Below are 16,675 nucleotides of genomic sequence, written 5' to 3' on the forward strand. Positions count from 1 at the left end.
TCAGCCCTTGCGCTTGTCCTTGCGCCGGTTGGCGTAGAGCAGGGCGGCGGCAACGGCGGCCGATCCGATCCCCACCGCGACGCCGGCGCGGCGGATGTTCTGCTCGCGGCCGGAGGTGGCAGCGAGATCGGAGTCGGTGGCGGCGGGCGTCTTTGTCTTGTCGGTCATGGCGTCGATGTAGGCCGACGAAACGCGATTGCAACGCACGATGCGGGGAGCCGTTAGGATGGGCGCGATCAAAGACCTGCCGCACCTTCAGGGCGCGCAGGCGCAGGCCTCCGACCCGCGCATCCACGCCGCACTGTCCGCGTCGGCGGGCACCGGAAAGACGACCGTGCTGACCGCCCGCGTCCTGCGGCTTTTGCTGCAGGGCGTCTCGCCGTCCTCCATCCTGTGCCTGACCTTCACCCGCGCCGCCGCGGCGGAGATGGCCAACCGTATCAACCAGCGCCTTGCTCACTGGGTGCGGCTCGACGAGCGCAAGCTTCGCGCCGAGCTGGTCGCGCTCGGCGAACCCAAAATCCCGTCGCGCATGGACGAAACCCTTGCGCTCGCTCGTCAGCTGTTCGCGCGCCTGCTCGACACGCCGGGCGGGCTCCGGATCGAGACGATCCACGCATTCAGCCAGGGGCTGCTCGCGGCCTTCCCTGCCGAAGCGGGAATTCCCGCGCGGTTCGAGGCGATCGACGACACGGTCGCCGATGCACTGGCGGGCGATACGCTCGCGGCGCTCGCCGACGATGCCGCGAAGGGCGCGCGCGGCGTGGAGCCGCGCTTCCTCGCCGATCTTGAAACGATGAGCATCCGCATGGGACAGCAGGGCGCGGAAGCCTATCTCAAACGCTGCGCCGCCTATCCGCAGGCGTTCGAGGCTCTCGCCGACCGCGACATCGACGCCTTCCTCCGCGCCGAAGCCGATCTTCCTTCAGGCGACGCGCAGACGATCCAGGCCCAGCGGCTGCAGTCGCTCGATCGGGATCTGTTCGAACGCCTCGTCGCCGCCAACCGCGCCTGGGGGACCGGGGTCAAGGCCACTACCATCGTTGACAATCTCACTCGCTTTCTCGCCGCTCCTCCGGACGAGCGTCCGGCGCTGCTTCCCGATCTCGCCACGAACATCCTCAAGAAAGCCGATGGCGAGCCCTGCAAGCCCGTCGCCAAGCAGGAAGCGGCCGAACCCGACTATCTCGCGCTCGCCGAACGGTTTGCCGAATGGTATCTGCCGATTGCGTCGCTTCCCGCCCGGATCGCCTATCTCGACGATCTGGCGGCCTGTTTGCGCGCGGGGAGGGCGTTCGTCGCTGGATATGCCGCCGCGAAACGGGCGCGAGGCTATGCCGATTTCACCGACCTCATCGTCTGGACGTTGCGCCTGCTCGAGCGGCCGGGGGTGGGCGACTGGATCCGCTACAAGCTCGACGCACGCATCGATCATGTCCTTGTCGACGAGGCGCAGGACACCAACGAGGCGCAGTGGACCATCATCCGCCAGCTGGTCGACGAATTCTTCGCCGGCAATGCCGAGACCGACGGCCGTTTTCGGACGCTTTTCATGGTCGGCGACTTCAAGCAGGCCATCTACGGGTTCCAGGGCTCGCAGCCGCGCCGCTTTATCGCCGCCCGCGACGCCTTCCGCGACCGGGCGCAACAGGCACGCCTCGACGAACGCGCGGCCCGGCCCTTCGCCGACCTGTCGGTGGCACAGAGCTTCCGCTCCGCGCCCGCCATCCTCCATGCGGTCGACCAGGCGATCCACGTCATCACTCCCGAAGCGATGGGACTGAACGAACCCCCGCCACTCCACGAGGCCACCCGCGAGATTGCCGGCCGCGTCGAATTGTGGCCGCCCTTCGCGCTCGACGAGGAAGAGGCGGCGGGCGAGGAAGGGGAAGAGGACTGGCTCGACATCCGCGACCGTCAATTCGCGGAGGAATTGGCCACCCGCCTGCGCGCCATGATCGCCGACGAAGGCATTGATCCCGGCGACATCCTGATCCTCCTGCGACGACGCAGCGAACTGGCCTCGCTGATCGTCGCGCGACTGTTCGCCAAGGGCGTTCCGGTGGCGGGCGTCGACCGCCTCTTTCTCTCGCGTCCGCTTGCCGTACAGGACCTGCTCGCCGCCATGCGTTTCGCCACGCAGCCGCTCGACGATCTCAGCCTCGCGAGCCTGCTGGTCGGCCCCTTCTTCGGTTGGAGCCAGGAACGGTTGCAGCATCTGGCGATCGATCGCCCCGACAGCCTGTGGCGCGCGCTGCGCGACGACCCCTCGGACGAGGCGATCCAGGCGTCGGACACGCTCGCGGGCCTCCTCGCGATGGCGGACTACGTCACGCCGGCCGTCTTTCTCGAGACGATCCTGTCGGGACCGATGAACGGTCGGCGCAAGCTGATGGCGCGGCTCGGAGAGGACGCACGCGATCCGATCGAGGAACTGCTCAACAGTGCGCTCGCCCTCGAACGGCGCGAGACGGTCTCGCTCGACCGGTTTCTCCACCGGATCGAGAACGAGGACAACGAGATCAAGCGCGAGACCGAGGCGGCGGGTGACAAGGTGCGCGTGATGACCGTTCACGGCGCTAAGGGTCTGGAGGCGCCGGTCGTCGTCCTCGCCGACGCCACCTGGGATCCCGACGGGGGGCCAGGGCAGGGGAGCGTGACGCTGCCGCTGGGCCAAATCGGCGAACTCCCGCTGCCGCGACCGCGCAAGGACGAGCGCGGACCGCCTTTCGACGCGGCGCTCGAGGAACTGGAGGCGCGCGAGCGCGAGGAGCATTGGCGGCTGCTCTATGTCGCCATGACCCGCGCAGAGCAGCGACTGATCGTCACCGGGACCATGCCGCGACCCCGCGGCAACAGGACCGCGCGGATCGCCGACGACAGCTGGCATGCGCGGCTCCGCACGACGCTGGAGGAAATGGACTGCCAACCGCTCGACCTGCCGTGGGGAGAAGGGGGGCTGTGCTACGCGACCGACGGCGAGCCGCATTCCCCGACGAAAACCGGCAGGGAGAACCCTCCCGTCGAGCGTCCCGAATGGCTCGACCGTCCGGCCCCGCGCGAGGCCCATCCGCCGCGTCCGCTGCGCCCGTCCGCGATCGAAGGGGAGGATACCGACACCTTTCCGCCCGCCGGCCCCGCCCAGCGCGATGCGATGGTGCGCGGCACGCGGATCCACGCTTTGCTCGAACGCCTTCCGCCCCTCCCGGCCGAGGAGCGCCGCTCGCGGGCCGACCACTGGCTCGAAGCGGCGATGGGTGTCGCCGAAGCCGCCGAGCGAACCGCCCTCATCGACTCCGCTCTCGGGATTATCGAGGATCCACGTTTCGATTTCCTGTTCGGTCCTGGCTCGCTCGCCGAAGCGCCGCTGTCCGCGGTGCTTCCCAACGGTCGCGTCATCGCGGGAACGGTCGACCGACTGGTCATGGAAGACGACCGGATCGCCTTCGTCGATTACAAGACCGGGCGCCATGTCCCCGCCGGCTCCGACGAAATTCCTTCCTCGGTCCGAGCGCAGATCGCGGCCTATCGCGATGCGTTGGCCGTGATCTTTCCCGACCGCCCGGTGGAAGCCCATCTGCTCTACACCGCGGGCCCGGCACTGATCACGCTCCCTTGAGAAGCGCCACGCCGCTCCCATATGTTGATCGAACGACAGTTTTACCAAGGAGATTGATCCATGCCGACCAAGGCGGTTACCGACGCGAGTTTCCAGTCCGATGTCCTCGAAGCCGACAAGCCCGTGCTGGTCGATTTCTGGGCCGAATGGTGCGGGCCCTGCCGCATGATCGCGCCTGCGCTGGAGGAGATTTCGGACGAGCTCGGTGACAAGCTGACGGTCGCCAAGATCAATATCGACGAGAATCCGGAAACGCCGGGCAAGTTCGGCGTGCGAGGCATTCCCACCATGATCCTCTTCAAGAACGGCCAGGCCGCCGCGCAGAAGGTCGGCGCCGCGCCCAAGGGGCAGCTCCAGCAGTGGGTCGAAGGCGAGCTCTAGGGAGAACGTCTTCCCTGCCGCTTTGATTGACGTTGGGTCGGGGCGCTCCTACATCGCGCCCCGACCCATTTTCTTTGGGAGGACGGCGCGAAAGGCGCCCTCCCGTCGCGTATCTTCTTCAAGGACAGCCCATGATCGCCGGCCTCGCAAAATCGCTCTTCGGTTCATCCAACGACCGGATCGTGTCCAAGCGACAGCGGACGGTCGAGGCCATCAACGATCTCGAAGGGCGCTTCGAGGCGATGAGCGACGAGGAACTGCAGGGCATGACCCCGCACTTCCGCGAGCGGCTCGACGCGGGCGAGAGCCTCGACGATCTGCTTCCCGAAGCGTTCGCGACGGTCCGCGAGGCCGCCAAGCGCACGCTCGGCCAGCGCCACTACGACGTCCAGATGATCGGGGGCATCACGCTCCATTCGGGCGAGATCGCCGAGATGCGGACGGGCGAGGGCAAGACGCTTGTCTCGACGCTTGCTGCCTATCTCAACGCGCTGCCCGGCAAGGGCGTCCATGTCGTCACCGTCAACGACTATCTCGCGAAGCGCGATGCCGAATGGATGGGCAACGTCCACCGCTTCCTCGGCCTGTCGGTCGGCACGATCGTTCCCAACATGATGGAGCAGGATCGGCGCAACGCCTACAAGGCCGACATCACCTACGCGACCAATAACGAACTGGGGTTCGACTACCTTCGCGACAACATGAAGATGAGCCGCGAGCAGATGGTCCAGCGGCCCTTCAACTACGCCATCATCGATGAAGTCGATTCGATCCTCATCGACGAAGCCCGGACCCCGCTCATCATCTCGGGCCCCACCGACGACAAGTCCGACCTCTACGTCACGATCGACGCCCTGGTGAAGCGCCTCGGGGAAGAGGATTACGAGAAGGACGAGAAGCAGAAGAGCGTCGTCCTCACCGAAGAGGGCACCGAGCGGATCGAGCGGCTGCTCGAGGACGAGGGCCTGCTCGAAGGCTCCAATCTCTACGACGTCGCCAACACGCAGGTGGTGCACCACGTCAACGAAGCGCTGAAGGCCAACAAGATGTTCCGCAAGGACACCGACTATGTCGTCAAGGACGACAAGGTGGTGATCATCGACGAATTCACCGGCCGGATGATGGACGGTCGCCGCTGGTCCAATGGCTTGCATCAGGCGGTCGAGGCCAAGGAGGGCGTGAAGATCGAGCCGGAGAACCAGACCCTCGCCTCGATCACCTTCCAGAACTATTTCCGCATGTATCCCAAGCTGTCGGGCATGACCGGTACCGCGCTCACCGAAGCGCCCGAATTCGGCGACATCTACAACATGGAGGTCGTGTCGATCCCGACCAACCTCCCGATCCAGCGCATCGACGACGATGATGTCTTCTACAAGACGATGTCCGAGAAGTTCGAGGCGATCGCCGACGAGATCAAGATGCGTCAGGACGCCGGCCAGCCCGTGTTGGTCGGAACCGTCTCGATCGAGAAATCGGAAATGCTGTCCGAATTCCTCGACAGGAAGGGCATCGAACATAGTGTCCTCAACGCCCGCCAGCACGAACGCGAGGCGCACATCGTGGCCCAGGCCGGGCGGATCGGCGCGGTCACCGTCGCCACCAACATGGCGGGCCGCGGTACCGACATCCAGCTTGGCGGCAACGTCGACTTCCGGCTCGAGGACGAACTTGCCGGGGTCGAGGACGAGGCCGAGCGCGCCCGCCTGACCGAGAAGATCAAGGAAGAGGTCGCCGCCGAACGCGCGCAGGTGAAGGAAAACGGCGGGCTCTACATTCTCGCCACCGAACGGCACGAAAGCCGCCGCATCGACAACCAGCTTCGCGGGCGTGCGGGACGCCAGGGCGATCCCGGCCGCAGCCGCTTCTATCTCAGCCTCGACGACGATCTGCTGCGCATCTTCGGCCCGCAGGCCGCCTTCGCCAAGCTGATGAACAAGAACCTCGAGGACGGGGAGGCGATCACCCATCCGTGGATCTCCAAGGCGATCGAGACCGCGCAGAAGAAGGTCGAGGCGCGCAACTATGACGTGCGCAAGCAGGTCGTCGAATTCGACGACGTGATGAACGACCAGCGCAAGGTCATCTACGAGATGCGCGCCGACGTCATGGACGCCGAAACCGTCAACGACGTGGTCGAGGACATGCGCCACGACACCATCGCGGGCCTCGTGACCCATCACGCGCCGCTCGGCACGTTCCCCGAACAGTGGGACGTCGACGGTCTCAAGACCTCGCTCGACGAGGTGCTCGACCTTCAGCCGCCGATCGACGACTGGCTCGATGAAGATACGGTCGATCAGGAACTGTGGATCGAGCGGATCGGCGAGTTGGCGGACGAGAAGATGTCCGCAAAGATCAAGGACGCCGATCCTGCAAGCTGGGGTCGTGTCGAGAAAGCGACGGTCATCCGCGCCCTCGACACCAACTGGAAAGAACACCTCTCCACCTTGGATGCGCTGCGTCAGGTCGTGCACCTGCGGTCCTACGCCCAGAAGAAGCCGATCGACGAATATAAGAAGGAGGCGTTCCTCCTGTTCGAACGGTTGCTGGTGACGATCCGCGAAGCGGTCACCAAGTCGCTGATGCGCGTGCGGATCGAACTCGAGCCGCCCCGGCCCCCGGTCGACCCGCTTCCCGATTTCATCACCACCCATTTCGACCCCCTGTCGGGCGACGACAATACCGCGGACATCGACGCGTCGACCGGCGCGATCATGTCGCGGATGCCGCCCCGCCAGTCACCCCGACCCCAAACGCCGAGCGAGGTGACCGACGCCCCGCCCAGCGGTGAATTCACGCCCCCCGCCAGTCGTAACGCGCCCTGTCCGTGCGGTTCCGGGCGCAAGTACAAGCATTGTCATGGCGCGCTCGTCTGAGGTTTCCCGTATGAATACAATCGACCGTAAAGCCCTCCGCCAGGCCTATCGCGCGGAGGAGAATGCGGTCGTGGCCGAGCGTCTGGAGCAAGCGCGCCTGACGCCCGAAAAGGCCGAGGAATCCGAGGCGATGGCGACCACGCTCATCACCGAGATGCGTACCCACAAGGCCGAGGGCATCGACGCCTTCATGCAGGCCTACGATCTGTCCTCCGAGGAGGGCATCGCGCTGATGTGTCTTGCCGAAGCGCTGCTGCGCGTTCCCGACGCCGAGACCATCGACGATCTCATCCACGACAAGATCACCGGCAACGACTGGGCGCAGAAACTCGGCCAGAGTCGCTCGACGTTCGTCAACGCCGCGACCTTCTCGCTGCTGATGACCGGCCGCGTGCTCGACGAAGCCAACGATACCGCCGAAGGCTGGCGCGCCGCGCTGGGCCGGGCGGTGGGCCGCCTCGGCGAACCCGTCATCCGCACCGCGGTCGGGCAGGCGATGCGCATCCTTGGCCGCCAGTTCGTCTTCGGCCGCAACATCGAAGAGGCGATCAAGCGCTCGGGCCCGGACCGCAAGCGCGGTCTCAGCCACAGCTTCGACATGCTCGGCGAAGCCGCGATGACCCACGAGGACGCGGCGCGCTACGCCGACGCCTATTCGGGCGCCATCGACAAGCTCGCCGAAGCGGGCCGCGCCGACAGCTTCCACGGTGCGCCGGGGATCAGCGTCAAACTCTCCGCGCTCTATCCGCGCTACGAATGGAGCCACGCCGAAGAAGCGATCAGTTTCATTCTCCCGGTCCTGCGCGGCCTGTGCGAAAAGGCCGCCGCCGCCAACATCCACCTGACCGTCGATGCCGAGGAAGCCGACCGGCTCGAACTCAGCCTCGACCTCATCGAGGCGATCGTCGCCGACGACGCCCTGTTCGAGGGCGGTTGGGAAGGCTTCGGCATGGCGATCCAGGCCTACCAGAAGCGAGGCACGCACGTGTGCGACTGGGTCGTCCGCCTCGCCGAAAAATACGACCGCAAGCTCTTCGTCCGCCTCGTCAAGGGCGCCTATTGGGACACCGAGATCAAGGCCGCGCAGGTCGGCGGTCTCGACGACTATCCCGTCTTCACCCGCAAGATCGCGACCGACGTCAGCTTCCTCGCCTGCGCGCGCATCCTGCTCGAAGGGGCGGATCAGGTCTTCCCCGCCTTCGCCACCCACAACGCCAACACCATCGGCGCCATCAAGGCGATGGCCGGCCCGCGCCCCGGCAAGCCCGGCTTCGAATTCCAGCGTCTTCACGGCATGGGCGATGAACTCTACATCGAGCTCCACAATCTGGAACGCGGCATCGGCGAGGAACCGAGCCCGGTACGTATCTACGCCCCGGTCGGCAGTCATCGCGAGCTGCTCGCCTATCTCGTTCGCCGTCTCCTCGAAAACGGCGCGAATTCCAGCTTCGTCAATCGCATCGCGGACGACCGCGTCGGGGTCGAGGAACTGGTCCGCGATCCGGTCGCGCTGCTCGAGGCGATCCAGCCCAAGCGCAACCCCGCCATTCCGTTGCCCGACCAGATTTATGGCATCGGACGGCGCAATTCGGCGGGCGTCGACCTGTCCGACCCGCTGATCCGCGAACCGCTGATGGAACGTCTCCAGAAGCTCGAGGAACGCAACTTCCAGGCCGAGCCGACCGAAGCCGCGCGCGGCGAGCATCCCGTCCGCCGCATCACCTCGCCGCACGACGACCGGATCGAGGTCGGAATCGCCGCCGAAAGCACCGAAAACGCCATCGACCGCGCGATGAAGACCGCCGCCGCCGCGCAGCCCGCGTGGGACCAGTTGGGCGGCGAGGGCAGGGCGCAGCTGCTCGACAAGGCCGCCGACCTGTTCGAGGAACATTCCGAAACGCTCTTCAGCCTGTGCATCCGCGAAGCGGGCAAGACGCTCCCCGACGCCATTCTCGAGGTGCGCGAGGCGGTCGACTTCCTGCGCTATTACGCCAGCGAGGCACGCGCCAAATTCTCGCACCCCGTTCCCCTTCCCGGACCCACGGGCGAGGAGAACGAGCTGCGGCTCCACGGCCGCGGCATCTGGGTCTGCATCAGTCCCTGGAACTTCCCGCTCGCCATCTTCACCGGCCCCGTCGCCGCCGCGCTCGCCGCGGGCAATGCGGTCATGGCAAAGCCCGCCGAACAGACGCCGATCATCGCCGACTATGCCATCTGGCTGATGCACAAGGCGGGCATTCCCAAAGAAATCGTCCAACTCACGCCCGGCGACGGCAAGGTCGGCGCCGCGCTGGTCGCGCATCCGAACACATCGGGTGTCGCCTTCACCGGATCGACCGACACCGCCCGCCTGATCAGCAAGACGATCGCCGACCGGCAGGACGGGCCGCTCATCCCGCTGATCGCCGAAACCGGCGGCCAGAACGCGATGATAGTGGATTCCAGCGCGCTGCCCGAACAGGTCACGCGCGACGTCGTCGCCTCATCCTTCCAGTCGGCGGGTCAGCGGTGCAGCGCGCTCCGCGTCCTCTACATCCAGGAAGACGTCGCCGACGAGATGATCCGCATGATCGCCGGCGCGCTCGAGGCGCAGACCATCGGCGATCCGCGCAAGCTCACCACCGACATCGGCCCCGTGATCGACGCCGCCGCGCGTCAGTCGCTGCGCCGTCACCTCGACTGGCTCGACGTCCACGCCAAGCGCGTGGTCAGCCGCGACATTCCCGAAGCGGTCGACGCCCACGGCTATTACGTCAAACCCTCGATCTACGAGATCTCGCACCTGCGCCAGCTACAGGGCGAGAATTTCGGCCCCATCCTCCACGTCATCCGCTGGAAGGCGGGCGACCTCGAAAAGGTCGTCGAGGCCATCAACGGCACCGGTTACGGCCTGACGCTGGGCCTTCAGAGCCGCATCGAGAACAACCGCCGCATCGTCCAGCGCCTCGCCAAGGTCGGCAACCTCTACGTCAACCGCAACCAGATCGGCGCGGTGGTCGAAAGCCAGCCCTTCGGCGGCGAAGGCCTCAGCGGCACCGGCCCCAAGGCGGGCGGCCCGAACTATGTCGAGCGGTTCGCGACCGAGCGCGTGACCTGCGTGGACACGACCGCGGCGGGCGGCAATGCGAGCTTGATGGCGTCGTTGGAGGGGTAGGGCGATCGGTTTCAGTGTTCGATAACGATTTCGTAGTTGCTATAGCGTCCGAGATCGATGTCGAAATGCTCCCGGATTCTGGTATCCCAGGTGGGGTCGGGGAAATCACAGTGAGCATAAGTCAGGGTCAAGACACCTCCGTTCCTGCAAATAAGGAACCAAACGGAGTCCTTGATGATCCGTGCGAGTGAGAGCTAGTTAGATGTGGAACAGTAAGATCGGTATATTATCTCCGATAATTCTTTCGTTAGGATTCTCGAACGCGGAACCAGTTGCGTGGGAGAAAGAGCGTTTCGCGTTTCTGCCTCGTATTTTTATCGATGTTGGTGAGGGATTTGAATATAATAATGCTTATCCCCAGTTTTCAGGCCGTATTTCTAATTGTAGCCGAGATGGCGTGAATTGCCTGCAAGGCCGTACGTTCAATATTGAGTGGTCGGAAGTTTGCGGTCCGTATCAGGTCGGTCAGAGTTGGAAACAAGTACAGAATACTGACCAGGAGACGACGTTCACTGTCGCCGCCGAATTTATTATAAACGGCCCATATTTCAAGTCGGTTGATCATGTCGTTACGTCGTCCGCTACCAAGAATATTGCTTATATCTTTTCGACTAGCCGTGGCCTCGTCGGGGTGATTCAGGACTCGAGTCGACGTGATACCCTTGTCGACGATTTGGCATCTCCTAGCCTTATCGATGAAATCGCTTCGGGAAAATCGACAACCGGAGGGGGCTATATCGTCTCTCGGCTGGTGGGCTACGGAAAACTTGGGAACTGCGTGCCGATGAGACCGCGCCTCGAAGAGGGGTTCAAAATTTACGAGCCAGTTGATCTGGAGACATCCGATTAACTTGGGCAGATCTTAGCAGGGTCAGGGCGGCCTGACCCCCGTCGATCAGGTTCGCGCGAGCGCGACCTGTCGGCCGCTTCGACGCATCTCTCGCATAGCGTGCACTCGCTACGCTCAGCTTACGCTATGCATCGGTGCTGTGAAGGAAAATGGCTCCCTGAGTTGGATTCGAACCAACGGCCGTTCGATTAACAGTCGAATGCTCTACCGCTGAGCTATCAGGGAGCAGCCCGAAGGCGGTGACGGGCCTTTTACCGTCCCGAACGTGCGATGCAAGGGAAGTTTTAGCCCGTCTCGAACTGCTCCAGCGCGATCCGCTCGTCCAGTGCATGATCGGGGTCGAACAGCAGGGTAAGGGGGCGCTTTCGATCGAGTGTCACCGTCACCCGCGTCACGTCGCGCACCTCGAACTGGTCCGCCACCGCGCTCACCGGTCGTTCTTCGGGCGACTGGACGGTAAAGCGCACCGCCGTGTCCTCGGGCAGGATCGCTCCCGGCCAGCGGCGCGGGCGAAAGGGGCTGATCGGGGTCAGCGTCAGCATGTTCGCCGACAAGGGCAAGATCGGCCCGCCCGCCGATAGATTGTAGGCCGTCGAGCCCGCGGGCGTCGCCACCATCACTCCGTCGCACACCAGTTCCTCGATCGCGGGCCGGCCGCCGACCTCGATCCCGATCTTCGCGGTGCGCCCCGTTTCGCGCAGCAGGCTCACCTCGTTGATCGCGGGGCGGGTAATGATTTCGCCCGACAGCGTCTCCGCTTCCATCTTGAGCGGCAGGATGTCGATCGGCTTGGCCGCCGCGATCCGCTCGAACAGCCCCTCTTCGCGCCATTCGTTCATCAGGAAACCGAACGTCCCCCGGTTCATCCCGAACACGGGCCGCTTGGGAACGCCCTCTTCCAGCATCTGGTGGAGTAGCCGCAGCAAGAAACCGTCGCCGCCGACCGCCAGCACCCGCTCGGCGGCGTCGAGATCGACGAAGTCGTGCGATGCGTGCAGCTTCTTGCCCGCCTCCTGGGAGGCGCTGCGGGACGACACCTGGATGCCGATGGCCGCGGGATCGTGCATGGGCTTCATCGCTTTCGTCGTTATGACGGACGGGCATAGGCGAGGCGCGGGCGATAGGCTACTGTCTCGATCCGAAGCAGTGCGAAAAAGCGCCGTTGTCGGCGACCCGCGCTGCCGCGATAGGGGTACGCATGTTGAGCCGGACCGACGACCCTCTTGAAAAAAGCGACCTGTCGCAGACCCGCGACCCCGCGCTGTTCGATGCGCTCGCGGAGCGCGCGATCGCGATCCACTACCAGCCCATGATCTCGCTGGAGACGGGCAGGGTGGTCGCGGCCGAGGCGCTGGCCCGTTGGAGCGAGACCGGCCCCGGTGCCGACGAACTCTTCACCCGCGCCCGCCGCGCCCGCCTCGCCGGTCCGCTGTCGCGCCAGATACAGTTCGACGCGCTCCGGCGCGCGGCCCGGTGGGAAGGCCCGCTCGCCCACGTCGGTCTGTCGCTCAACCTCCTCCCCGAGGAATTGTTCGAACAGGGTTTCTCCCAGACCTTTCTGGCCATGCTGTCCGACAGCGGCTTCGACCCCGAGCGCCTGACGCTCGAACTGGTCGAAACCCAGATGGTCACCGAACATCCCGAAAGCGCCCGCCGCCTGTCGGACCTGCGCGACGCCGGGGTGCGCATCGCGGTCGACGATTTCGGCACCGGCTATTCCAGCCTCGCCTATCTCACCTCGCTGCCCATCGACACGCTCAAGATCGACCGGGCGCTGGTCGAGGATATCGTCGGGGGCGACAAGGCGCGGATCGTGCTCCGCGCGATGCTCCGCCTCGCGCAGGAATTGGGACTGCGCACCGTCGTCGAGGGCGTCGAAACCGCCGCGCAGCTCGATCTCCTGTGCGAATGGGGCGCGGATTGCTACCAGGGTTTCCTCGGCTCCGGTCCGCTCGACGAAAAGGCGCTCGGCCGCTTCGTCACCTTCACCAACCGCGACTAGGCCGGCTCCGGCGTCTTCGCTTTCTTGCGGCCCGCCGCCACCACGCGGCCGAGACCGCGCGACAATTGCAGCGCGCCGTGGATCCGGTCGTGCTCGCCCGGCCAGTTGCGCGACAGGACCAGCTTGCCGTCGGGCCGCAGCTTCGCCTGCCCCTTCAGCTTCTCGATATAGGTGATGAGGCCCGGAACGTCGGGGAAACCGTCGGAAGCGAACGTCACCACCGCGCCCTTGGCCCCGATGTCCATCTTCGCGATCCGCGCCTTGCGACAATTCACCTTGATCTCGATGACCTCGAGCAGGTTCTGCGTCTCCTCCGGCAGCTTGCCGAACCGGTCGATCAGCTCCGCCGCGAATTCGTCGATGTCCGCACGGCTCTCGAGGTCGCCCAACCGGCGATACAGTCCCATGCGAAGATCGAGATCGCTGACATAGTCCTCGGGGATGAGGATCGGGGCCGCCACGTTGATCTGCGGATTGAGCGCTTCGCCCGCACCCGACGCCCCGCCATCCGCCTTCAGTTGCACGATCGCCTCTTCCAGCATCGACTGGTAGAGTTCGAAGCCCACTTCCTTGATATGCCCCGACTGTTCGTCGCCGAGCAGATTGCCTGCGCCGCGCAGGTCGAGATCGTGGCTGGCGAGCTGGAAACCCGCGCCGAGGCTGTCGAGGTTCGCCAGAACCTGCAGCCTTTTCTCCGAACTCTCGCTGACCAGGTGCGGCTCGGGTGTCGTCAGATAGGCATAGGCCCGCGTCTTCGACCGCCCGACGCGCCCGCGAAGCTGATAGAGCTGCGCCAGCCCGAACCGATCGGCGCGATGGACGATCAACGTATTCGCGCTCGGAATATCCAGCCCGCTCTCGACGATCGTCGTCGACAGCAACACGTCATACTTGCGGTCGTAAAAGGCGCTCATCCGCTCCTCGACCTCGGTCGGGCTCATCTGCCCGTGCGCGACGAGGAACTTGATCTCGGGCACCTCCTCGCGGAGGAATTCCTCGATGTCCGGCAGGTCGGCGATGCGCGGCGCCACGTAGAAGCTTTGCCCGCCGCGATAATGTTCGCGCAGCAACGCCTCGCGGATCACCACCGGATCGCGCGGCATGACGTAGGTCCGCACCGCCAACCGGTCGACCGGCGGGGTCATGATCACCGACAGATCGCGCAGCCCCGTCATCGCCATCTGCAACGTCCGGGGGATCGGCGTCGCGGTCAGCGTCAGGACGTGCACGTCGCTCTTGAGCGCCTTCAGCTTCTCCTTGTGGGTCACGCCGAAATGCTGCTCCTCGTCGACCACGACGAGGCCCAGTTTCTTGAACTTCACCGTCTTGCCGAGCAGCGCGTGCGTGCCGATCACGATGTCGAGATCGCCGTTCGCCAGTCGTTCCTTGGTGTCCTTCACCTCGGCGGGCGAGACCAGCCGGCTGATCCGTCCGATCTTGATCGGGAAGCCCTGGAACCGTTCGACGAAGTTCTGGAAATGCTGGCGGGCGAGAATGGTCGTCGGCGCGATGACCGCGACCTGGTTGCCCGCCATCGCACTCACAAACGCCGCGCGCAGCGCCACTTCGGTCTTCCCGAACCCGACGTCGCCACAGACGAGCCGGTCCATCGGCTTGCCAGACCCCAGATCCTCCAGCACTTCCTCGATCGCCCGTTCCTGGTCGTCGGTCTCCTCGTAGGGAAAGCGATCGACGAACTGCGGAAAGGCGCTATCGGGCTGCGCCGCCTCGCCCTCGCGAAGCGCCCGTTCGGCGGCGACCTTGATGAGCTTGCCCGCAATCTCGCGGATCCGCTCCTTCATCTTGGCCTTGCGCCGCTGCCATGCCTCGCCGCCCAACCGGTCCAGGCTGACGGCTTCGTCCGCGCCGCCATACCGCGACAGGATGTCGATATTCTCGACCGGAACGTACAGCTTGTCCTCGCCCGAATACTCCAGCGCCACGCAATCGTGCGGCGAACCGCCGACGTCGATCGTCGTCAGCCCGTTATACTTCGCGATGCCATGTTCCTCGTGGACGACCAGATCGCCCGGCGTCATCGCCGACAGTTCGGCGAGGAAGGCGTCGGCGCTCTTGCGCTTCTTGCGCCGCCGGACGAGCCGGTCGCCCAGCATGTCCTGTTCCGACAACACCGCGACCGTGTCGGTCGTGAACCCGTGGTCGAGCGGCAGCACCATCAGCGCGGGAGCCTTCTTGCCCAGCGCTTCCTGCCAGCTGTCCGCCATCCGCCGCGACTTGATACCATGATCCTCGATCAAGCCGTCGAGGCGCTCGCGCGCACCCTTCGAATAGCTCGCCAGAACCACGGTCTTCCCGTCCTTGGTCAGCTTGGAAACATGGTCCGCGACCGCCTCGTACACGTTGGTGCCCTGGGCGCGTTCGGGTGCGAAATCGCGCGGCCCCGCCACGCCCATGTCGATTACCGCATCGCTGTCGGGGGCGGGAAAGGGGGTCGCCAGATGCACCGGCAGCTCGGCCTTCCTCCGCGACCAGTCGTCATCCGACAGATACAGTGCCTCGGGCTTCAAGGGGCGATAGCTGCCGGCTTCCTTCGCCTCGATCCGTCGCCGGTTCTGGAAATAATCCTCGACCGCCTCCAACCGCGATCCGACCGCGGCATCGCAGTTGGCATCGCGCAGCACGACGTCGTCCGTTCCGACATAGTCGGTTAGATCGGCCAGCGTCTCCTCGAACAGCGGAAGCCAATGTTCCATTCCGCCCAGACGGCGTCCATCGCTCACCGCTTCGTACAGCGGATCGCTGGTCGCGTTGGCGCCGAATTTCTCGCGGTAGCGGCTGCGGAACCGCTTGATCGATTCCTCGTCGAGGAGCGCTTCGGATGCGGGCATCAACGTGAAACCATCGACCCGCCCGGTCGACCGCTGATCGGTCGGGTCGAAGGCCCGCATCGTCTCGATCTCGTCGCCGAAGAAGTCGAGCCGCACGCCGCTCGCCAGGCCGGCGGGGTAGAGATCGACGATCGCGCCGCGCACCGCATATTCCCCGGCGTCGTGTACCGAATCGACCCGCGCATAGCCGTTCGCCTGCAGCAGCTGGATCAGCGCCTCGCGCTCGATCTCGCTGCCTTCCTCGAACCGTCGCACCAGCCCCTTGATCCGATCCGGGCACAGCATCCGCTGCGCCGCCGCATTGGCGGTCGTCACCACCAGTTGCGGCTTCTTCGGTGCCCGAGCGAGGCGCGCCAGCGCGCCCATTCGGTCGGCCATGACCTTCAATGCCGGGCTCGCCCTGTCATAGGGAAGGCAATCCCACGCGGGCAGCGTCACCACCTCGACTTCGGGCGCGAACAACGGAGCGGTCTCGACCACCGCGCGCGCCGCCGCCTCGTCCGACGCAATCAGCCACGCACGGCCACCCTTGTCGCCCGCCGTCCGCGCAAGATCGCTCGCGAGCCACGGCAGATAGCCCGCCGGCACGCTGCCTAGCGTCAGCGCCTTGTCGGCATTCACGATCTTGGGCAGTTTCTCGCTCATCGCGCGATCCGGATGAAGTCGAGCTTCTTCATCTTTTCCAACTGCGGCCCCTGATATTTGGCGGGTGCCTCCGCCGTTCCGATCGCCCACGCCATGATGTCGACGTCCTGTTCCATCAGCAGCGCGTCGAACCAGTCCATGTCCTCCGCGGTCCACAGATGCTGATAGCGGTCGAAGAAACCGCCGATCATCATGTCGGCCTCGCGCGTGCCGCGGTGCCAGCTGCGATACTTGAGGGCGCGGCGACGCTCGTCCATTCTACGAAAACTCCATAGCGATGCGGCCCCGTCGCGAAA

The 16,675-nt window shown here is 65.2% G+C and carries 10 protein-coding genes and 1 tRNA gene; 6 read left to right on the forward strand and 5 right to left on the reverse strand.

All coding sequences use genetic code 11. From position 1 onward, the window contains the following. Nucleotides 1-168: a hypothetical protein gene (locus WJT74_RS04310; protein WP_343347274.1), complete on the reverse strand. Its 168-nt coding sequence runs from the start codon at nucleotides 166-168 to the stop codon at nucleotides 1-3. Nucleotides 169-226: 58 nt separating this feature from the next. Here WJT74_RS04310 and addA point away from each other — a divergent pair, with 58 nt between their 5' ends. From addA to WJT74_RS04335, 5 genes are all read left to right on the forward strand, one after another. Further along, a complete protein-coding gene (addA, locus tag WJT74_RS04315; protein WP_343347276.1) occupies nucleotides 227-3,619 on the forward strand; it encodes a double-strand break repair helicase AddA in 3,393 nt (1,130 codons plus the stop codon). A gap of 60 nt (nucleotides 3,620-3,679) precedes the next feature. Then, entirely contained in the window at nucleotides 3,680-4,000 is a 321-nt protein-coding gene (trxA, locus tag WJT74_RS04320) for a thioredoxin TrxA (RefSeq protein WP_343347277.1), read from the forward strand. 131 nt (nucleotides 4,001-4,131) lie between these two features. Continuing rightward, nucleotides 4,132-6,879, forward strand: a complete 2,748-nt coding sequence (gene secA, locus WJT74_RS04325; RefSeq protein ID WP_343347280.1) for a preprotein translocase subunit SecA — start codon at nucleotides 4,132-4,134, stop codon at nucleotides 6,877-6,879. A 10-nt stretch (nucleotides 6,880-6,889) separates the two neighbouring features. Then, nucleotides 6,890-10,033: a bifunctional proline dehydrogenase/L-glutamate gamma-semialdehyde dehydrogenase PutA gene (gene putA, locus WJT74_RS04330; RefSeq protein WP_343347282.1), complete on the forward strand. Its 3,144-nt coding sequence runs from the start codon at nucleotides 6,890-6,892 to the stop codon at nucleotides 10,031-10,033. 202 nt (nucleotides 10,034-10,235) lie between these two features. Next, nucleotides 10,236-10,883 (forward strand): hypothetical protein, encoded by a 648-nt coding sequence (locus WJT74_RS04335; RefSeq protein ID WP_343347284.1) that lies wholly within the window; start codon nucleotides 10,236-10,238, stop codon nucleotides 10,881-10,883. 150 nt (nucleotides 10,884-11,033) lie between these two features. Here WJT74_RS04335 and WJT74_RS04340 read toward each other — a convergent pair. Both WJT74_RS04340 and WJT74_RS04345 read right to left on the reverse strand, forming a co-directional pair. Then, a tRNA-Asn gene (locus WJT74_RS04340) sits at nucleotides 11,034-11,108 on the reverse strand. A gap of 59 nt (nucleotides 11,109-11,167) precedes the next feature. Then, nucleotides 11,168-11,950, reverse strand: coding sequence for an NAD kinase (locus tag WJT74_RS04345; RefSeq protein ID WP_343347285.1), 783 nt, complete (start codon nucleotides 11,948-11,950; stop codon nucleotides 11,168-11,170). Nucleotides 11,951-12,081: 131 nt separating this feature from the next. Between WJT74_RS04345 and WJT74_RS04350 the strand changes: the two genes are divergently transcribed. Continuing rightward, nucleotides 12,082-12,885, forward strand: coding sequence for an EAL domain-containing protein (locus WJT74_RS04350; RefSeq protein ID WP_343347288.1), 804 nt, complete (start codon nucleotides 12,082-12,084; stop codon nucleotides 12,883-12,885). Here the strand turns inward: WJT74_RS04350 and mfd are convergent. Both mfd and WJT74_RS04360 read right to left on the reverse strand, forming a co-directional pair. Beyond that, entirely contained in the window at nucleotides 12,882-16,379 is a 3,498-nt protein-coding gene (gene mfd, locus WJT74_RS04355) for a transcription-repair coupling factor (protein ID WP_343347291.1), read from the reverse strand. The two genes, WJT74_RS04350 and mfd, sit on opposite strands and share 4 nt — an antisense overlap. Next, nucleotides 16,376-16,636 (reverse strand): succinate dehydrogenase assembly factor 2, encoded by a 261-nt coding sequence (locus WJT74_RS04360; protein WP_343347294.1) that lies wholly within the window; start codon nucleotides 16,634-16,636, stop codon nucleotides 16,376-16,378. The genes mfd and WJT74_RS04360 overlap by 4 nt, the downstream gene beginning before the upstream one ends. Nucleotides 16,637-16,675: the final 39 nt, after the last annotated feature.

This window comes from Sphingomicrobium sp. XHP0239 (genome assembly GCF_039555325.1).
GTDB lineage: Bacteria > Pseudomonadota > Alphaproteobacteria > Sphingomonadales > Sphingomonadaceae > Sphingomicrobium > Sphingomicrobium maritimum.